Source organism: Psychrobacter sp. C 20.9 (genome assembly GCF_001921765.1).
In the GTDB taxonomy this organism is placed as follows: domain Bacteria; phylum Pseudomonadota; class Gammaproteobacteria; order Pseudomonadales; family Moraxellaceae; genus Psychrobacter; species Psychrobacter piscatorii_B.
In genome coordinates this window covers 1-19,485 of the sequence record NZ_MRYC01000009.1, presented here as the reverse complement: position 1 = coordinate 19,485, position 19,485 = coordinate 1, and the positions used below count along the sequence as shown (strand labels likewise).

Sequence of the window (19,485 nt, the reverse complement as noted above, 5' to 3'; positions counted from 1 at the left end):
ACGTTTTATAACGTGCTCTTGTATATTATATTGTCAGCATGTTCTATCAGCTCTACATCAGCAAGCTCTGGTGGCAAAACACCTACTTCAAGTAGCTGCTGCTCCATGATTAATCGTCCAGCCTTGATTTCTTTTTGTAATAAGCAATGCAAGCTTGATAAATGAAACTCGCCATTAAGATAGTCACCCAGCTGCCTCAAAGAAATAGGCGACTTGGCATGCACGTCAGGATACAGACTATCCTCTGCCAAAATAATCATTTCATTGAACGTCTCTTCACGCATCAGTTCATCATTGTCTATCTCATCCTGCAACTTATTCGCCAGACGGCCTTTCGCTGCAAGAATACCAACAAAAAATATAGTCTGTAAGATAAATAAAGCAATGTATTGCCACAAAGATAACGATAGATTCAACATATTATTTAGCAGCATCAGCGCCATGGCGACAACCACGTAACCAACCAACTGCCATAATAACCACATGATTAAACTATTTTCGCCATACCAAAAGATTTTCTTCTCTTGATGCTCAATCAATTGCCGCCTCGCCTGCCACCAGCACGCTTCACGTTCTTTTAGCAGCGCATATACGTTAATAGGGTGCACACCTGCATCAGGAATGTCATTATTGATATTTTTAGCGATGGAGTTATTATGATTTAGTGCACTAGGCATATCAAACTGTCCTTAAAATGATCTGTCTCTGGCACTGACAGTCATCTTTTATATTGTTATAAGTTATCAGACGCGAAGCGTTCAATGCGCTTTGTAAGTACGACTGAATGGGCTATGATAAGGTCAGCCGTTCAAGCACAATAAATTCGCATTCACGTTATGAGAAGAAAAAGGCAAAAGAGGTATTACACTGCTCTAATGTAAATTTTCTTTATAACTTTATTATTAATTGTCTATTATAGTTATCACACTTATGAATCACAACTTAGCGCATCTACATCCTTATCCCTTTGCCAAGATGGCAACCTTACTTGCTGACAGCATACCTGCCGACAGTTACAGCGAAATCAAACTGGGTATTGGTGAGCCAAAACATGAGCCACCAGCATTTGTACTGGACGTACTACGCGAAAACTTGGACAAAATAAGTCGTTATCCGACCACCAATGGTATGTTTGAGTTACGTCAGACGATTGCGCACTGGTTAGAGAAGCGTTTTTTTCTTAGCCATGTCGATGCCAATACCCAAGTTTTGCCAGTAATGGGTACTCGCGAGGCCATTTTTAGCTTTGTACAAGCCGTCATAAATCATGATACCGCTGATAACGAAAGCACGTCCTCTTCAGCATCTAATGCCTCGCCTTTGGTCGTCATGCCCAATCCGTTCTATCAAATATATGAAGGTGCAGCAATATTGGCACAAGCGACGCCCCATTTTGTTCCCTGTACGTTAGACAATGACTTTAAGGGGGATTATCGCGCGGTGCCAAAAGACGTTTGGGCACGCACGCAGCTTGTATTTGTCTGTAGTCCGAATAATCCAACGGGTTCGGTTATGACTATGGAGGATTGGGAATATCTCATTCGTTTATCAGACCAATACGGTTTTGTTATTGCCAGCGACGAGTGCTATAGCGAGCTGTATTTTGATACTGCTCCGATTGGCTTACTGCAAGCTTGCGCCGCTTTGGGTCGCCGCAATTTCAAAAACTGCATCGTATTCCATTCATTATCCAAGCGCTCAAATCTCCCTGGTTTACGCTCTGGGTTTGTGGCGGGCGATGCCAAGATTTTGCAGTCATATTTGCAATATCGTACTTACCAAGGCTGTGCGATGCCGATACCGCATCAGCTTGCCTCTATCGCTGCGTGGCAAGATGAAAAGCATGTCGCACACAATCGCGCCCTTTATCAAGAAAAGTTCGCGCTATGGATGTCAGAGCTTGGCGAGTTGCTAGATTTGCGCATGCCAGAAGCTGGATTTTATTTTTGGATAAAAGTACCTGAACCGTTCGATGGCGATGATGAAGTATTTGTCAAAGCATTATACGAGCAGGCCAATATCCATGCATTGGCAGGACGCTACTTGTCACGCGAGGTTGATGGTAATAATCCTGGAAAAGGCTATGTCCGTGTTGCTTTGGTCGCAAGTGTCGAGGAGAGCCGCGAAGCAATCAGTCGTATTCGAAAGTTGCTGGCGGCATAAACAGTCACTCAAAAAGCTTTTATCTTGAGCTAATAAAGCAGCCTCTAATAACCACAATATAAATAGGGTTATTAGAGGCTTTTTGCATGAATAGTGCTATAGTAAACTCTCTACTGCAAAATATACCATCAAGGATGATGCCATGCCCCATCTTGACTTTACCCAGCCACCCTTTGACGTACTGAGTCTAGCTGAACGTCAAAGCATCAGAAAAAACACGAAGATCCGCTATCTTGCTAGAGATGAGATCCTACCCGCAGCAGACTTGCAGTATCTATATGTGGTCATCAAAGGACAAATTGAGCAATCACTGAGTGGTGAATTTGTCGCCTCTTATTTGGGCAGCAACCATTCTGATGAGCCAAACAATAATGACTGGTTTGATAGTCGCCGCTTACCTGAGTCACTCATAAAAAATGGTGTGCCAGAAAGTAAAAACACGCCTATACAGCCGTACCAGTTTCGGGCCAGTGAAGAGACATTGCTACTACAAGTCGATGGTGCCACTGTCGATAAAATCAGCGCGCAAAATCATCTGGTACGCCAAATGCTATCAGACAAGCTACCCGAAAGACTAAAGGCATTGCGACAGCGCCGTAGCAACAAAGCCCTAAACCCTGCTGGCTATACCCATCAACAAGAAGTGCAGCAAATCATGCTGCAACCTGTCATCGACGTCCATTTATTGCCAGTACATATTGTCGATGCCAATAACAGCTTGTACGAAGCTGCGCGTATCATGACCGAGGCTGGGCTAAAGCACGTATTGGTACGACCGCTGAACTATGTAGAAAATATACGAGACACTGAGCAGCCAAAACTGCTGTTAGGCATTCTCACCGATACGGATATTTGCCGTGCTGTGAGTGACAGACAAGATCCCGCTATTACGCTTTGCCAGCGCTATACCAATTTTAACCTACGTACGATCAAGGCCACTGACGAGATTGGCGATGCGTTGCTCACTATGACTCGCTATCGCATTCACAGGCTGCCGGTCATTGATAGCAGTGGTGATGTCGTCGGTGTACTTGGACAAAGCGATATGCTCGCCCACATTGGTCATCACTCACAGCTTATTAGTATTCAAATCGAGCAAGCAACTGACCTACCAAGCCTAGATACCGCTGTCGAGCTTATCGGTCGCTATATTCGTGCGCAGCATCAAAACGGTGTCAAAATCGGTAATATCAGCCGCATGGTACAGACGTTGAATGCGCAAGTATTTACCAAGCTCTGGCAGCTGATCGTACCTGATGAAGTGATAAGCAATACTTGTCTCATCGTCATGGGTTCAGAAGGTCGCGGCGAGCAAATCATGCGTACCGATCAAGATAACGCACTAATCATTCGTGATGGCTATACGCATCCGGATTTGGCACAGTTTGCCGATACCTTTAATACTCGTTTGGCGATGCTTGGCTATCCGCTGTGTGATGGCAATATTATGATGACCAATCCTATGTGGCGACAACCGCTCAAGCAGTTTACCGCGCAGATTGGCTCATGGTTTAAAAACACTGACCCCATGCATGGCATCTACTTGTCCGCCATAATGGATGGTGAATACGTCTGCGGTGATGAAACCCTACTTACACAGGTACGTCAGCATTTAAGAATGGCTCACAGACAAGCCGATCCAATGTTTGTCCGGCAATTTGCCCGTGCAGCATTGCAGTTTGGCGATGTCAATCAGTGGTGGCAAAAGTTTGTGCCTTTGATAGGGGGTAAATCTATATCAGCAGATATTGATCTAAAAAAAGCAGGGATCTTTCCATTGGTTCATGGTATTCGTACGTTGGCATTAGAAAATGATGTGCTCGATGTGCCTAGCAGTAAAGATCGCCTAAAGGCATTGGTGCAGGCGCATGCCCTGACCCAAGAGCGCGCTGATACATTATTGGAAGCGCTAGAGTTTTTTATGGCGCAGCGGCTATCCGTAGCACTGTCAACTGAGGACAAGCAGGCAAGACAAGTCAATCCAACGTCACTAACCGCACTAGAACGCGACCTGCTTAAAGAATGTCTGGCCGTGGTAAAAAGTTTTAAAAATCAGCTGCGTCAACACTATCAGTTAGAAATAGCATAAATATAGCAATAGAATAAATAAATAAATAAATGGATGATCAACATGAGCTGGTTACAGCAGTTATCTTGCGCTTGGCAAAAGACGCAGCTACAGCGTCCGGAGCTGGCATCAATGTTCACCACACCGTCGGCTGAGCAGTGGGTAGCGATTGACTGTGAAATGACTGGCCTGAACCCCAAAAAGCACCATTTATTATCCGTGGCAGCGATACATATCAATGGCAATACGATCGATACGGGTAATGGCATGCACTTAGTTTGCAGACCGCCTGTAATGCCAGATCGGGATACAATTGTCATTCATGGTCTGCGTACTGCTGATGTAGAGCATGGCATGAGTTATGACGAGATGCTGGCTCTCTTGTTACCTTTTATTGATAACCGACCCATCGTCGGGTTCTGCACACAGCTCGACATGGTATTTTTAAACCCTTTGGTCAAACGCTATATGGGAACGACCCTGCCCAACAAAGTCATCGATGTGCGTCAATTATACAGTCGACGTATGGGCGACCGTACGCAAGGTATTCCCAATCAAACGCAACATTTGACTAATATTCTGGCGCATTATGGTATTCCTGAGCTTGGTGCCCATGATGCTTATAACGATGCAATAATGACGGCGATGGCATTTTTGCATGTACGCTAGCCTTTATTATTGACGATAAAATTGAGCTTCTGAGAGCATATGCGAAAACAGCAACTCATGTTACCATAAGCAGTTTTTGCCACCTGATGAAAGATGCTCATGCGATACCGTTCAAAGCGCGACCATCAGTCGCCCATTACTGCCAAAACTGCCGCAATCTATAGCCGTGTATTACCCTCTCACTTATCTAATAAACGTCTGCCTACCCTCACGCTATTCGCTGCGATGATCATAGCGCCTGCTTATGCACAGGGGGCTCTACCAGCCCCCATTGAAGCAGCATTGTCACGTGCCAATCTGACAGCGTCTGATATCAGTCTTATCGTAACGCCTGTGGGTGACAAAAATGCCAGTCGACTGCCCGCGTCTGTGCAAGTGATTGATAGCCGTGATACGGATCGCCAATCGGCGCGACCCTCTGACTATAACGCTGTGACTGCTAATGAAAACAATAGCAGCCAAAACGTGACAAAGACAGATAACCTAGCGACCAACATCACCACTCATACTGACTCACAAAGCGCGCTAATCACTATTGAACAGCGTACGATTGAACAGCATGAGCGAAAAATACATACGTATACTGATGATCCTTATACGTATCAGAGTGTAGAGAGCATACCGACGGTTGTACCTGATGAGAACCCTTCCCTTACTAATGATGACAATAGCGCAGTGAGCACGGATAATGCCTCGGTAAAAATCTCCTTTTCATCACTATTGAATCATCAGCCTGATGTACCGCGTACGCCTGCCAGCACCATGAAGTTGGTACCCACTTTTATCGCGCTTGATACATTGGGGGCAGGTTTTGTGTGGCACACGCGGGTTTATCATACGGGTATACAAGTCGGTGATACCTTGATGGGCGACTTGATCATTCAAGGCAGCGGCGACCCTAAGATGACTCATGAGCGATTAAAGCAGCTCCTTTATCAAGTGCAAGCGGCAGGTATTCGCCATATCAATGGCGATATCATCGTTGATAGCAGCATTTTTGAGTCGGTGAGCAAAGATCCTGCCGCCTTTGACAATGCGCCAATGCGTCCTTACAACGCCAGTCCAGATGGGTTTTTGGTGAACTTTAGCACCGTCGGTATCAAGACTCACCCTTTGGACAACGACCACGCAAGCTTGACTTATAAGCCGCGACTGGCTAACTATCAACTCCCTAATAAGATCCGTACTCGCGACGCGGCTTGCGGACAGGTAAGCTACAGCCTATCGCCGCAGTGGCAAGCGGAGCGGCTAGCACTCAATACCAGCCTGCCAAAAAGCTGCGGTGAGCATGTGTTTTATGTGGCGTATCCTGATGCCAAAACGTTTGCCGCACACGTCATTGCTGCAAAATGGCAAGCGCTTGGCAATACCTTAGTCGGCACTGTCATCTCACAAGAAACCCCTTACGATGCAACAAATAGCGCAAAATCATTACAAGGCCTCAGTGCGATCACCGTGTCACCTCTGCCCTTGGTCAGCTATCCTTCATTGGACTTAACGCAGCAAATTTATGACATCAATCATTTTTCAAACAATGTCATGACAGAGCAAGTTGCCTTATCCATCGGCGCTTATGACACAACTGAGCGCGCCAATATGCCTGCTAAAAACAGCACGCAAAAGGCCGCCAGCTTATACCAGTATCAGCCGATGCATACTGACTATCCTGCAGCGCTAACACACATCAGCCAATGGTGGCAAACCAACCTAAGCACACCGCCACCTTATTTGACCAATGGCTCGGGACTCTGCCGCGACTGTACCATCACCGCTGCCAATCTAAGCGAGCTATTGACTTACGCTTATAATCACCCAAGCTTTGATGCGTATGTAGACTCGTTAGGTATCGCTGGAGTCAGTGGCACCATTGCCGCTCATAGTGAGCGACTACCTGACTCAGCAGCGATTGGCCGAGCGTGGATAAAAACAGGCACACTAAATAATGTCACATCGATGGCAGGTTATGTCAAAGGATTATCAGGTCAAGACTATGTGGTTGTCGGACTCATCAATACCGAGCAAGCGCTCAATCCTTATACGGCAAGACCTGTATTAGATGCAGTACTTGACTGGACCGCTCAGCGCTAATGGTTTTGCTAAAGCGATGCTTAGTGAGCAGTAGTAAAGCAGCAGATATTTTGACGCAAGTGGCATGATTATTTGCACAGCAATTATGACTGCTATGTTTATGAATACATTTTTAAAACTTTTATTTTTACCTTTATAAAGGCAAGCTTATGTCACGCCAGACAACCAATCTCAGTAAGCCTCGCACGCTTGCGTCAAGTCAGCTTAAACTGGCGCAATATATTGGGTTTTTCGCCATTGGTTACATCCTTGCCAGCGCCATATTTATGATGATTCAGACCAAGATTGCGCTTAATTCGCAACTGGTCATGGTCGTCTCTATCATCGTCGGTGCCTATATTGCTGTCAGCAAATTCATCAAGCATCAGCAGCGTGCCTTGGCTAAAAATGAAATCAACCGGCTCATGTTTGGCGGTGTTGCGGTGGTTTGGCTATTGACGGTCCTTTATTTTTTAGCCATATGGTTTTGGTTATTTGATGGGGTTAGCCGTGAGGTATTACTCGAGATGGCTATGGCGCGGCCTTTGCCTTTGCTCTCTTCATTGGTGCTGATGCTGGTATTCACCTTGGTCAGTACGCGTATCAGCCTATGGGCCATCAACCATTTCTTGAACCCTGCTCCCAAAACAGTATGAACACAGCCAACTATCTACAACGAGCATAACCGACCACCTACAAGGTAATACAAAGTTTTCTCCTACTCATACGTAAAATCCGTTAGGCTAACTCTGAGCAGTCAAATTTTAGCGGTTATTTGTTTTACTTTATAATAGGAGCAAACATCATGGAAACGGTTTTTTTTGACAACATAGATAAGCTCGGTCGCATTGTTTTAACGACCTTTATGGTCTACGTGTTGATTGTGTTGGTGACCAAAGCCTCTGGTAAACGATCGACGTCACAGCTCAATAACTTTGACTGGATCGTGACCGTCATGATTGGCTCATTGGGTGCCAGTACCATTTTGCTCAAAAACATCCCTTTCATCGAAGGGGCTTCGTCGATATTGGTACTCTATCTCTTACAGTTTTTGATAACCAAATACGCCTCTATCTCACCGCAATTTAGCAGTGTTATTCTGTCTGATCCACGTATTGTCTTTTATCAAGGGCAGTTTTTGCCAGAAGCGATGCGTGCCGAGCGCCTGACTCGTCAAGAAATCGAATGTGCGATGCGCGCTGAAGGGGTCAATAATTTTGATGATATCGAAGCCATTGTCTTCGAGTCTGATGCCAAACTCAGTGTGATTCCAAAACAACGTCAAGCCGATACGAGTGATGATGAGCAGGATGTAGATCACAGCGTGTCAGAGACCATTACCCCTTTGATGTAGTGATTAGATACTTGAGCACTGATGGCTATCAATACTCAGATTCAGTGCTCGAATGTAAAAATTTTTCAATTTAAAAAATGGTACGTACTATGAAGGTAAGAATTTTGACCGTTGGCAATAAGATGCCTAGTTGGGTGCAAACAGGTTTTGATGAGTATTTTAAGCGTATTCAGCCCATGCTGAGCACAGAGATTGTGGAAATTGCCGCTGCAAAACGGGCAAAAAACCCATCAGATGCCAATCTAGCACAGTACCGTGAGCAAGAAGGTCAAGCGATATTGGCCGCTCACAACGCCGCGAGCCGTGAGCAATTATGGGTACTAGACGTCAAAGGTAAGATGATTTCAACGGAAGGATTGGCTGATAAACTCGCTGATGGCATGCAGCAAGGCGATGATATTGCGTTGGTCATCGGCGGTGCAGATGGCGTATCACCAGCAGTGTTAGCAAAAGCCGACGCAAAGTTATCATTATCAGCACTGACATTGCCGCATCCGCTGGTACGCGTTGTACTAATGGAGCAGCTATACCGCGCGATGAGTATCAACAATAACCACCCTTATCATCGCGGTAATTAACCAAACCCCAAGCTTTTTTTTGATTTAAAACGTCAATCCCAAAATAGATTGAAAAACTGGCGCATGCCCTAATAAATGGAACATGAAATATCCAAAACGCGCGACATCCAAAGCCTCTCAGACTACGCATCAGCGTGATCATCATCACGACACTGTACAGACACCTATTACCTCTGCTGCGGCATGGGAAAGTGCGTCTGCTATAATGCCCAATGCATCCAAACTACCTGCGTTGTTTATCTCGCACGGGGCACCCACGCTTGCGATTGAGCAATCTGCCACGACCAGTGCATTGGCACGTATCGGGCAAAACTTACCTAAGCCACGTGCTATCGTCATTATGTCGGCGCATTGGCAATCAGCAAAGCTTGAGATTAGCAGTAACCCGCAGCCAAAAACGTGGCATGATTTTTTGGGTTTTGCGTCTGAGCTTTACGATCTTCAGTATCCTGCATCAGGTCAACCAGCGCTGGCTGAGACACTTGCTCAGCAGCTCAGCGCACGCGGTATCACATGTAGCGTCAATCCTGTACGTGCCTGTGATCATGGCGTTTGGGCACCGCTCAGACACCTGTACCCAGAGGCAGATGTGCCTATCGTTCAAGTGTCACTGCCGCAGCATTACGATAGCATTGCTTGCTATCAATTGGGCGCGCAGCTCGCGCATCTGCGTGATGAGAAAATTCTTGTTATTGGCTCAGGTAATATCACCCACAACTTGCAAGCGCTACGCTGGGAAGCCGATAGCATCGATCAAACCGCCAAAGCATTCAAGCAGTGGTTGCTCCAGCAGCTTAAGATAGACATACCCACTGCCCTCGACTGGCAACAATATCCACAATACAAAGACATTCATCCAAGTGACGAGCATTTGCTGCCATTGTTTTTTGCGTTAGGTGCCGGTCAGCGCGTCTCGGTTGTTCATCAGAGCATGGCCCATCATAGTTTGGGCATGGATATTTACCGCTTTGATTAGCTTCTATTTACTATTTCCTACTTATCTAATTAAAGCACACAAACCAAACCTACTTTTCAAAGGCAGGTTTGGTAAATAAACCCGCACGCTCCATCTCACCTGCCAGACTCAATAGCGTCGCCTCATTATTCATACGTCCGATGAGTTGCATGCCAATTGGTAAGCCTTTTTTACTCATACCGACCGGCACCGACATGGCTGGCAATCCTGTGACGTTGCCCAACAATGTGAAGCCCATTTTTCCTAGTACAGGCGCGCTTAGCTTTTCGATCATGCCTGACTTAAAAGCGTATCTACCCATGTCAAACCCTTTATTAAGTACCCCAGCGCTACGCATCATCATCTCATCCATGCGGCTGGGTGGTAGCACGCCGTGTTTGACCGCAGGCGTCGGTACCGTCGGGGACAAAATCATATCGTAGGTTTCTAATAACAGTCCCGTTTGATACTGACTGTTATGCCAACCGTGTTTGGCATGAACCAAGTCCACTGCTGATAGCGAACGTCCGAGTAGCGCCATATTGTAGGTTTGCGGCTCTAGGTTTTTGATATGGGCGGGCCCAAACTCGCGCTCGATATTATCAATCGTAAAAGCGGTATGCGCGCAGACCACGACGATAAAGTCATGCCAAAACTGCTCGATATTAATATTTGGCTCAGCAGGTATCACTTGATGACCCATAGACTCTAATTGCTTAGCGGTTTGCTTCAGTACAGCAAGGACTTCTTTGTCTACTACGGTATTGGCAATCAGTGGCTGCTGCTGTAACGCGATTTTCAATGGCCTTGGTGCGCGCACCGCCGCCTGCAAAAACGTGCCGTCTGGCGGCGCAATGACATAAGGCGCACCAATCTCCACGCCACTGGTGGCATCGAGCATCGCGGCACTGTCACGTACCGAGCGCGTAATCACATGGTCGGCCACTGCCCCATCCCAGCCTTCACCAAGATTAGGGCCAAGTGGATTGCGGCCACGGCTTGGTTTTAAGCCAAACGTACCGCACCAGGCAGATGGAAACCGTATCGAACCGCCACCATCACCGCCGCCTGCCATCGGTACGATACCGCTCGCCACTGCCGCGGCACTACCACCCGACGAGCCACCAGAGCTATAGCCTTTTTTAAACGGGTTGTGAGTGGCGCCATGGGCTTTTGGCTCAGTGGTGATAATCAAGCCAAACTCTGGCGTATTGGTTTTGCCAAAGGTATTGACGCCTGTCGCTTTCATGCGTGTGACGATTTCGCTGTCTTTTTCTGAGAGGATATTGACGCTGCGGCTGCCCATTGTAATGGGTTCATCTGCGAAGCTAAATGAGAGATCTTTGAGCAAATACGGCACGCCAGTAAATACGCCAGAAGGCAACCCTGCCTGCGCCGCGTTGTAAGCGCGCTCATCGAAACGGTGAATAATGGCATTTAGCTTGGGATTGAGTTTATTGGCCTGATAAACGGCGGCGTCTAATAGCTCCTTTGCACTGACCTCACCTGAGTTAACCAGTGCCGCTAAGGCGAGTGCGTCGTACTGGGTATATTCTTTAAACATAACCAACCTTCCTTAGAGAGTAATTGTAGTAAGATTTTTTAAATATCTATTTCATCAGTAACTGTCAGTTTATTATAAAAAACCACGACCTATGGTTGATAAACAAACTCACTGGTCATTTGAAGGTTTTGGTAGCTAGTTCGTTTATAAATGAAATTAATCTTAAATCTCTTTCATAAAAAAACGAGCCACTTTAATGACTCGTTTTTTCATTATTCATTCAATACTAAATGCTACATCAACAGTTCGCGCTTACCGCTTTTGCCCATCGAGCTGACCAGTCCAGCGTCTTCCATTGAGTCAACAATACGGGCGGCACGATTATAGCCGATGCTAAATTTACGCTGGATACTAGAAGCTGAGACCTTACGCGTTTCCATAATAAAGGCGACGGCATCATTATATAGATCATCATCTTCACCAGAGGCATTAGCCGTGCTACCACCGCCCGGACTAGATAGCTCAAAATTTCCTGCCATGTTATCAATATAATCGGGCGCACCGCGCTCACGCCATGCGTCACAGACACGGTTGACCTCTTCATCACTGACATAAGCACCATGCACACGATCTGGTTCAATCTGACCTGGCCCCAAGAACAACATATCACCGTTACCTAACATGTCCTCAGCACCGCCACTATCCAGAATCGTACGCGAATCGACTTTTGAGTTGACTCGTAATGCTGCACGCACAGGAATGTTGGCTTTAATCAAACCCGTGATGACATCGACTGATGGGCGCTGAGTAGCTAGCATTAAGTGAATACCAGCCGCACGTGATTTTTGTGCCAAGCGCGTGATGAGCTCTTCGGCTTGTTTACCCACCTGCATAATCATATCGGCAAACTCATCTGCGACGATGACAATCATGGGCAGAGTTTTGAGCTTTGGCGCTTGGCTGATACTTACGCTGTCGTTTGGTCGCCATAACGGATCGAGCATTGGATTGCCTGATTTCTCTGCCGCGATGACTTTTTTATTAAACTCGTTGAGCTTACGAACCTTGAGCAAGCTCATCAACTGATAGCGGCGCTCCATCTCGGCCACGCACCATGACAAGCTGCTAGCGGCCTCGGTCATGTCAGTGACAACTGGGGTAAGTAGATGCGGAATGTCATTATAGTTGGCAAGCTCCAGCTGCTTTGGATCAATCAAGATGAGTCGCAATTGATTGGGCGTGTACTTGAGTAACATCGACAATAGCATTGAGTTGACCAATACCGATTTACCAGAGCCTGTGGTACCAGCAACCAGCATGTGCGGTGCGCGAGCAAGATCAGTAATGATGGGGTTGCCACCGATATCCTTACCCATCGCCATGCTGATTTGTGCTTTGGGGTCTTTGAACTTTTCGGTATTCAATAGTTCAATCAAGCGCACCATTTCACGTTTCTTATTGGGCACTTCGATACCGATATACGGCTTACCAGGGATAACCTCGACCACACGCAATGAGGCCATCGATAATGAGCGCGCCAAGTCACGTGAAATACCAGTAACTTTGCTGGCTTTGACACCAGCCGCCAGCTCCACTTCAAAACGAGTCACCACAGGCCCTGGGATAGCGTTGACGACGTTGGCTTTTACATTGAACTCTTGGAGCTTGATCTCAAGCAGCTCAGATAATTGTTCAAGCTCAGCGACGGTATAGCTAGGCTTACGGTCAGGATCAGGCTTGTCCAATATAGATACTTCTGGAATAGGGGTTAGGCTACTGCGATAGGCAGCCGTCTGCATTGAGCGTGATTTTTTGCTGAATGCTTCGTCATCGCTGATATGCGGCATGACGGGTGAAGCCGTGTCTTCACTGTCATCTTCTGGCATCATATCTGTGATATGGTTGCTACTATCACCTTCTGGTACCGCAAAGCTGACAGAAGGTTTAGCTGGGGCTACAGGCTGCGTATTTGAGGCCGAACTGACCGCTTCCACAGTTGGCGCCGCTTTTGGGTTGGCAGGCGGCGTATTGGTCGGTGTCATATCCGAAATTTCTGATACTGATGCGGCCACTTCTACTGATGGCTGAGCCACTGTGACCTCAGGTACAGGCGATGACTCATTACGTTGTAATAGTTCGGACTGTGCAGCAGAGAACCCATAAGAGTCGTCACTTAGAATGCTATTAGTGGCGTCTGGCGTAGGCCTTGATAGCTTTTCTTGCGGAATTTGATTAGTGACATTAGTTTCCTCAGCAGTAGCAACTGACGATTTTGCAACAGGTTCTGATATATTGCCATGCTCCGCCAACCATGCTTCTGCTAACTTATCGACATTCTCCGTTATATCATCTGGGTGAGAGTCTTCCGGCTCAGTAATAGCCTGATTGACAGCTTGATCATTCGTTGATTCATCCATTGAGGATTGAGTAGCTAGCTCTTGATTAGATAAATCTGATTGAGTTTCTGTTTCTACCATCGGTGCTGCCACAGAGGTTTGTACTGCTTCTTCTAATGACACGTCAGTGACGACTTCACTCTGTGCATAGTTAGGCACAGTAGAGTTATCTATGCTGTTAGTGCTATAAGCCATCTGCTCACGCGCGAGCAAATCATCAACCGTATTTGCATCATTCCACGCAAAGCTTGGCTCGACTTTACGGGCAGGCGCTACGATAGGGTTTGATATCGTTGATGTGTTTGTGTCACTGACTGTACTGCCAAGCATAGCATTAGCAGGCGCTGCAGCCGGATACAGTGACTCGCTTTTTTCATCGCTAGACGTAGCTGCTGCTTTTGCTGTCGCCATAGAGGCTTTCACACTATCAGCCAATCCTGACGTCGATAAAAAATCCGCCAGTACATTGCTGAATCTGCCACTATTATCTACTGCGTGAGCACTATTCGCATCGTCAGCTGATTGCAACTCAAGTGGCAGCTGCTCGTACTCGGCTGTTTGATTGGTATTGTTTTCTGTGATGTTATCAGCGCTTTGTGAGACATTACTTTGTTGATCTGCTTGAACCGTGTCTTTATTTTTTAACCCTGAGCCAAGCCATGATAATGCTGTAATCTTCTGATATATAGCGAGCCAGTGGATATTAAAGGCAAAGGTCGCCGTAATCACAACGAAAACTGCTAAGAAAACCACACTCCCCCACTGCGATAGCAACTGTGCCAAACGCTCCTGCAACTCAAGACCGATAATACCACCAGCCACGCCTTCAAGCGCCATTGATGCAGGATTGGCTACTTGCTGAACCAATGCAACCAGTTGTGCAAATAATGCACTGGCACTCAACAACAAAAACACATAAGCGACCAGGCGCATGAGCCAAAATGTCGGCTTATTGTCCCACCAAATAAGGATAGACTCATAAACCACAAACGCTAAAAACCACCATGCACCATAGCCAAAAAAGCTATAGAGCAAGTCGGACAACCAAGCGCCCGTCTGGCCACCCATATTGTTAATAGTCGTCATATCGCTACTGATGTGCGACCAGCTAGGATCATTGCCTGTGTAAGTCATCAAAATAACAAACAAATAAACAGCCAGTATTAACCCAAGGAGGGTAAATATTCCCTTTTTTAAATACTCAATAAGCGGTGCTGATATCACGTAAAATCTGCCTTGTTGTTAATACTAAATGGTCGCCAGTGCATGACTAAGTCTAATCATGCTGACATAAAGTGCTGACATATAAAGGTACCTAGCAAAGTGTTTGGTTGAGATTCACCTCTCAAAAGGCCTGAGCATAGCAGTCATCGCTTAAGCTCTATCACACTTGGCATAACTTCTTATAATAACAAATACATAGGTACAGTGGCGACACTCTTATAAAGAAAGCGTGCAAGAAAGTAAATCAATGTACGATTTGCGCGAAAAATCTGCGAATAATCCAAAAGTTACTAACAGAATACTGCTAACAATTTTGTATAGACCCTATAAAATACCAGCTGTTTCTAGCACGAGTATTTCAAGGTTATCATGCTTTGATTCTAATGATAGCTGTGTTTGTTTTAGCAAACTTGCACTTTTTGCTATCTACCCTTATGTTATTATCACACAGCAATTAGAAAAACCATATTAGTAGCAACGCTTGACGTTTTTTTATTAGATTTATAACTCATATTTTTCATTCGTATATTTAGAAAGGAACCACTTATGGCAACTGACACTACTGCTTCACGTCACGAAAAGCTCATCATTTTAGGCTCAGGTCCTGCCGGTTATTCGGCTGCGGTCTATGCGGCACGCGCCAACCTTAAACCTGTTATGGTAACGGGTATAGAAGTGGGTGGCCAATTAACCACCACCACCGAAGTCGATAACTGGCCAGGCGATGCGCATGATTTGACCGGTCCTGCATTAATGGAGCGTATGAAGGCACATGCTGAGCGTTTCGGTACAGAATTGGTTTATGATCATATCAATGAGGTTAACTTGAGTGTACGACCTTTTGAGCTGTCAGGTAACAATGGCACCTATACTTGTGATGCCCTGATTATCTCAACAGGTGCCTCTGCTCAGTACCTAGGTCTAGAATCAGAAACCAAATTTAAAGGGCTTGGCGTATCCGCTTGTGCCACTTGTGACGGTTTCTTTTATAAAGATCAAAAAGTCGCTGTGATTGGCGGTGGTAATACAGCCGTTGAAGAAGCCTTATACCTCTCTAACATTGCTTCTGAAGTCACTTTAGTGCATCGCCGTGATAGCCTACGCTCTGAAAAAATCCTACAAGACAAGCTGTTTGAAAAAGCCAAAAACGGTAATGTTAAAATCGAATGGAACCATCAAGTCAAAGAAGTTGTCGGTGATGACATGGGCGTCAATGGTGTCGTTATCGAATCAATGATTGATGGCAGCACCAAACAATTAGATACAATGGGTATGTTTGTCGCCATCGGTCATAAGCCTAATACCGACCTATTCAAAGGTCAATTGGATATGAAAGATGGCTATCTGGTCGTCAATAGCGGCTTGAATGGTAATGCCACGCAGACCAGTATCGAAGGGGTGTTTGCCGCAGGTGACGTGGCTGATCATGTCTATCGTCAAGCCATTACCTCTGCTGGTACTGGCTGTATGGCAGCGCTGGATGCTGAGAAATATTTGGATGCTATTGGTGAGGCAACGGCGAAAGACCATACCTATGCGTCAACGCTGACTGCTGATCAAGAAGACTAAATGAATAACTTTGCGCAGCACGGCAATCATGATCAATACATCACGCCTGAGACTTTACAAAGTCTTGGGCGTTATGACTTTCCTGATCCTATCTCTATCGATCCTGATGGCATTGGTATTGTCGCGATGGGTGGCGATCTTGCACCCGATACATTAATATCTGCCTATGCACAAGGACTGTTTCCATGGTTCAATGAAGATGAGCCTATCGCTTGGTGGTGTCCTGAGCCGCGTTGTGTGATCGTCCCATCTGATTATCAACCGAGTAAGTCACTGCGCAAGCAAGCAAGTCGCACGCGTTGGCAACTAACACTCAATCAAGCTTTTGATGACGTCATACATGCCTGTAGTCTGCCGCGTAGCGATGGTCTTAATAATGACCTGCCCGAAGGCGAACACACTTGGATTCATGAAGAGATGATTGAGGCTTATACCAAACTGCATGCGCAAGGATTTGCCCATAGCATTGAGGTGTGGAACGAGGCAGGTCAGCTCATTGGTGGATTATATGGGCTAAAAATAAATGGCATCTACTTTGGCGAATCCATGTTTCATCGTGCCTCTAATGCGTCAAAACTCGCGTTTTGGGGGCTGATGCGATTATGTGAGCAAAGTCATGTTGCACTTGTCGACTGCCAGTTACCTAATGATCATCTCATGAGCTTGGGTGCCACTACTCTACCGCGTCCTGACTTTCTTGCTCAATTAGACCGCTTAATAAGCAGTCGCTCCATCAATTGGCACAATAATTTTCATAAACCATTGGCCGTATCCCTTCTCGATACAGCAAATCCTTGGCAGCATCAATCATGAAATCTACAAAAGCTAAAGAGTTAAGAGAATTTTATGGCGCTTGATACCTCATTTCTGCTAATCGGAGAGCTGGCAGCAAAAGCCAATACAACCAAAGACACCGTGCGTCACTATGAACAGTTGGGCCTATTAAGGTCACGTAAGCGTCAAGCAGGCTCACGTTTATATACTGAGTTTCATCCCGAGTGCGTCGAACGTATTGAGCTAATCAAAAGCGCGCAAGCCATTGGTTTCACCCTTACTGAAATCAAAAACAGCTTAAATGATTATTACGATGGTCAATTGGATATTGATTTGCAGCTCATGCTGACTCAGCAAAAGCTAGAACAAGTCAGGAAACAGCAAGCCAATATAAGCGTGATGGTAGAGTTATTGAGCGAGCGTATAGACGTTCTTGCACGGATGAAAGCAGACAGCAATTATCAATTAGACACTAATATCTGTAAAAAGAAAATACCATCAAGTTAAACACGATAACGTTGGTTGAGATAAATAATTTATCTTTAAAGAAACCACGCTTATCACTTGAGAATTTACTCTCTTCACTCACCATAGACATGTTGCATAATGAGTGCATCAACTGCGGACTGATTCGGTGACTTATAATAACCTTTGCGTCTATGAATGGCTGCAAATGCTTGCTTTTCATATAACGCTATCGCAGCATGATTGTCTGCTCGTACTTCTAACAACAAATTTTCCACCTGATTACTCTGCAATGCTTCATGCAACTTATCAATAATTTGTGAAGCAATGCCTTGTCGTTGATAATCAGGATGCGTGCCAATACGTAAAATCTCTGCTTGCTCAAAAATCACTTGATAGAGGCAGTAGCCAATGACTTTATTATTATCGGCTTTATCTTCTTGTTTATAAACTATGAGCATATGCATACTATCTTGCGCGAGCATCTCAGCCAACGTCTGCTCAGTCCATGCGTCGTGCGGCTGTACGAGCGCTTCGATATTTGCAACGGCTTGAAGCGCTTGTTGCCGCTCTGATGTATTGATTGCTAATTTCTTTATAATAAACACCGCTTCTCCCTTTATTTTTCTTATGCAATAAATGCTATCTTATCGTCATTTTTATAATTACTCAGAAATGACATTATTTATGTCATAAATACCCGCTTTCGCGCCTCATATTTAACACTATCTTAGGTATTTCTTTTAATATTGCCAAAATTTTTGTAGAAAACATAAAAAAACTGCTTAGCCCTTATACTTAAGGATTAAGCAGTTCAACAGTATTGAGCTTCAGCATTCAAGTATTTATCGACGCCTGATGATACCAGTCAAACGTCAACACACTTAAGAATTGTGATTAAGCATTACTTTTCAGATATTCTAACATGGTATCTGCATCTGATACTTCAAATGGATCTGTTGGACAGTTGTCATCAAAACCCGCTTCTTTAAACACTTTTTTGATTTCTTTATTATCGACATACATCGAATATCGCCATGAACGCATACCAAAGCCAAGATTGCTCTTATCAACCAGCATGCCCATTTTACGAGTGAACTCACCATTGCCGTCAGGAAGCAAGAAAACGTTTTCACGGTTTTGCTTCAGGCCCCATTGGTACATGACAAAGGCGTCATTGACAGAAATGCAAACGATTTCGTCTACGCCTAATGCTTTAAATTCATCGTAAAGCGCTTCATAACGAGGTAGATGGCTGATCGAACACGTTGGCGTAAAGGCACCTGGTAGAGAGAAAACCACCACTTTTTTATTGGCAAATAACTCATCTGTGGTTAAGTCATACCATTTAAATGGGTTGTCTCCGTCGATAGATTCATCACGAACACGAGTTTTAAAAGTCACATCAGGTACATGGGTAATCATTATTTACTCCGATTTAAGTTATTGTGTTTTTATTTTTAAAACCCTGCCATTATATAATAAGGGTTATAGCTATCTATAAGCAAATCTTTAATCTACTATATATGAAGCAGTCCTTGTAATTTATAGCTTTGGAATTTATTTTTTCAAATGAGAGAAAAACCCTAGTATTTAGCCCCTTCTCCTCATTCACACCCCATAAAAAAAGCCACCCTACTTAGGATGGCTTTTTTATGACTAATTCATAATCTCATTACTGAGACTTAAGTCTTAGTTC

At 45.2% G+C, this 19,485-nt stretch carries 16 protein-coding genes; 11 read left to right on the top strand and 5 right to left on the bottom strand.

The genetic code is table 11. The features are described from left to right. Nucleotides 1-5: 5 nt before the first annotated feature. Nucleotides 6-677, bottom strand: a complete 672-nt coding sequence (locus BTW00_RS07430; protein WP_075106893.1) for a hypothetical protein — start codon at nucleotides 675-677, stop codon at nucleotides 6-8. Between the two features lie 253 nt (nucleotides 678-930). On the opposite strand from BTW00_RS07430, the gene dapC reads away from it, so the two are divergent. The 8 genes from dapC to BTW00_RS07390 all read left to right on the top strand — a co-directional run bounded on the left by dapC (nucleotide 931) and on the right by BTW00_RS07390 (nucleotide 9,875). After that, on the top strand, nucleotides 931-2,163 hold the full coding sequence (dapC, locus tag BTW00_RS07425; RefSeq protein ID WP_075106892.1) for a succinyldiaminopimelate transaminase: 1,233 nt from the start codon (nucleotides 931-933) through the stop codon (nucleotides 2,161-2,163). A gap of 142 nt (nucleotides 2,164-2,305) precedes the next feature. After that, nucleotides 2,306-4,252, top strand: a complete 1,947-nt coding sequence (locus BTW00_RS07420) for a DUF294 nucleotidyltransferase-like domain-containing protein (RefSeq protein WP_075106891.1) — start codon at nucleotides 2,306-2,308, stop codon at nucleotides 4,250-4,252. A gap of 42 nt (nucleotides 4,253-4,294) precedes the next feature. Then, nucleotides 4,295-4,900, top strand: a complete 606-nt coding sequence (locus tag BTW00_RS07415) for a 3'-5' exonuclease (RefSeq protein WP_178379268.1) — start codon at nucleotides 4,295-4,297, stop codon at nucleotides 4,898-4,900. Nucleotides 4,901-4,999: 99 nt separating this feature from the next. After that, entirely contained in the window at nucleotides 5,000-6,988 is a 1,989-nt protein-coding gene (gene dacB / locus BTW00_RS07410; RefSeq protein ID WP_083603599.1) for a D-alanyl-D-alanine carboxypeptidase/D-alanyl-D-alanine-endopeptidase, read from the top strand. Between the two features lie 149 nt (nucleotides 6,989-7,137). Next, entirely contained in the window at nucleotides 7,138-7,623 is a 486-nt protein-coding gene (locus BTW00_RS07405; RefSeq protein WP_075106890.1) for an ABZJ_00895 family protein, read from the top strand. A gap of 149 nt (nucleotides 7,624-7,772) precedes the next feature. Continuing rightward, nucleotides 7,773-8,321 carry a DUF421 domain-containing protein gene (locus BTW00_RS07400; protein ID WP_058024302.1) on the top strand — a complete coding sequence of 183 codons (549 nt, stop codon included), beginning with the start codon at nucleotides 7,773-7,775 and terminating at the stop codon, nucleotides 8,319-8,321. An 89-nt stretch (nucleotides 8,322-8,410) separates the two neighbouring features. Then, nucleotides 8,411-8,899, top strand: a complete 489-nt coding sequence (gene rlmH, locus BTW00_RS07395; protein ID WP_075106889.1) for a 23S rRNA (pseudouridine(1915)-N(3))-methyltransferase RlmH — start codon at nucleotides 8,411-8,413, stop codon at nucleotides 8,897-8,899. Nucleotides 8,900-8,981: 82 nt separating this feature from the next. After that, complete coding sequence (locus BTW00_RS07390; RefSeq protein WP_083603598.1) at nucleotides 8,982-9,875, top strand: class III extradiol ring-cleavage dioxygenase; 894 nt, start codon at nucleotides 8,982-8,984, stop codon at nucleotides 9,873-9,875. A gap of 49 nt (nucleotides 9,876-9,924) precedes the next feature. Here BTW00_RS07390 and BTW00_RS07385 read toward each other — a convergent pair whose 3' ends face one another. Continuing rightward, the gene (locus tag BTW00_RS07385) at nucleotides 9,925-11,418 is read right to left on the bottom strand and encodes an amidase (RefSeq protein ID WP_075106888.1); all 1,494 of its coding nucleotides are present in this window, start codon (nucleotides 11,416-11,418) and stop codon (nucleotides 9,925-9,927) included. Between the two features lie 233 nt (nucleotides 11,419-11,651). Beyond that, nucleotides 11,652-14,978, bottom strand: a complete 3,327-nt coding sequence (locus tag BTW00_RS07380) for a DNA translocase FtsK (protein ID WP_075106887.1) — start codon at nucleotides 14,976-14,978, stop codon at nucleotides 11,652-11,654. A gap of 546 nt (nucleotides 14,979-15,524) precedes the next feature. Here BTW00_RS07380 and trxB point away from each other — a divergent pair. The 3 genes from trxB to BTW00_RS07365 are packed head-to-tail and all read left to right on the top strand — an operon-like array spanning nucleotide 15,525 to nucleotide 17,828. Beyond that, a complete protein-coding gene (gene trxB / locus BTW00_RS07375; protein WP_075106886.1) occupies nucleotides 15,525-16,547 on the top strand; it encodes a thioredoxin-disulfide reductase in 1,023 nt (340 codons plus the stop codon). Continuing rightward, on the top strand, nucleotides 16,548-17,360 hold the full coding sequence (gene aat / locus BTW00_RS07370) for a leucyl/phenylalanyl-tRNA--protein transferase (RefSeq protein WP_075106885.1): 813 nt from the start codon (nucleotides 16,548-16,550) through the stop codon (nucleotides 17,358-17,360). 33 nt (nucleotides 17,361-17,393) lie between these two features. Further along, nucleotides 17,394-17,828: a MerR family transcriptional regulator gene (locus BTW00_RS07365; RefSeq protein WP_058023725.1), complete on the top strand. Its 435-nt coding sequence runs from the start codon at nucleotides 17,394-17,396 to the stop codon at nucleotides 17,826-17,828. A 74-nt stretch (nucleotides 17,829-17,902) separates the two neighbouring features. Here BTW00_RS07365 and rimI read toward each other — a convergent pair whose 3' ends face one another. Together rimI and BTW00_RS07355 are read right to left on the bottom strand one after the other, a co-directional pair. Continuing rightward, on the bottom strand, nucleotides 17,903-18,394 hold the full coding sequence (gene rimI, locus BTW00_RS07360) for a ribosomal protein S18-alanine N-acetyltransferase (protein ID WP_075106884.1): 492 nt from the start codon (nucleotides 18,392-18,394) through the stop codon (nucleotides 17,903-17,905). Nucleotides 18,395-18,683: 289 nt separating this feature from the next. After that, a complete protein-coding gene (locus BTW00_RS07355; RefSeq protein WP_075106883.1) occupies nucleotides 18,684-19,211 on the bottom strand; it encodes a peroxiredoxin in 528 nt (175 codons plus the stop codon). Nucleotides 19,212-19,485 lie beyond the last annotated feature (274 nt).

What these genes read in the sequence shown, in the direction of transcription:
- BTW00_RS07355 (WP_075106883.1), bottom strand. Translation starts at nt 19,211, where the DNA reads ATGATTACCCATGTACCTGATGTGACTTTTAAAACTCGTGTTCGTGAT.
- dapC (WP_075106892.1), top strand. Translation starts at nt 931, where the DNA reads ATGAATCACAACTTAGCGCATCTACATCCTTATCCCTTTGCCAAGATG.
- dacB (WP_083603599.1), top strand. Translation starts at nt 5,000, where the DNA reads ATGCGATACCGTTCAAAGCGCGACCATCAGTCGCCCATTACTGCCAAA.
- trxB (WP_075106886.1), top strand. Translation starts at nt 15,525, where the DNA reads ATGGCAACTGACACTACTGCTTCACGTCACGAAAAGCTCATCATTTTA.
- aat (WP_075106885.1), top strand. Translation starts at nt 16,548, where the DNA reads ATGAATAACTTTGCGCAGCACGGCAATCATGATCAATACATCACGCCT.
- rlmH (WP_075106889.1), top strand. Translation starts at nt 8,411, where the DNA reads ATGAAGGTAAGAATTTTGACCGTTGGCAATAAGATGCCTAGTTGGGTG.
- BTW00_RS07400 (WP_058024302.1), top strand. Translation starts at nt 7,773, where the DNA reads ATGGAAACGGTTTTTTTTGACAACATAGATAAGCTCGGTCGCATTGTT.
- BTW00_RS07390 (WP_083603598.1), top strand. Translation starts at nt 8,982, where the DNA reads ATGAAATATCCAAAACGCGCGACATCCAAAGCCTCTCAGACTACGCAT.
- BTW00_RS07405 (WP_075106890.1), top strand. Translation starts at nt 7,138, where the DNA reads ATGTCACGCCAGACAACCAATCTCAGTAAGCCTCGCACGCTTGCGTCA.
- BTW00_RS07365 (WP_058023725.1), top strand. Translation starts at nt 17,394, where the DNA reads ATGGCGCTTGATACCTCATTTCTGCTAATCGGAGAGCTGGCAGCAAAA.
- BTW00_RS07420 (WP_075106891.1), top strand. Translation starts at nt 2,306, where the DNA reads ATGCCCCATCTTGACTTTACCCAGCCACCCTTTGACGTACTGAGTCTA.
- BTW00_RS07385 (WP_075106888.1), bottom strand. Translation starts at nt 11,418, where the DNA reads ATGTTTAAAGAATATACCCAGTACGACGCACTCGCCTTAGCGGCACTG.
- BTW00_RS07415 (WP_178379268.1), top strand. Translation starts at nt 4,295, where the DNA reads ATGAGCTGGTTACAGCAGTTATCTTGCGCTTGGCAAAAGACGCAGCTA.
- BTW00_RS07430 (WP_075106893.1), bottom strand. Translation starts at nt 677, where the DNA reads ATGCCTAGTGCACTAAATCATAATAACTCCATCGCTAAAAATATCAAT.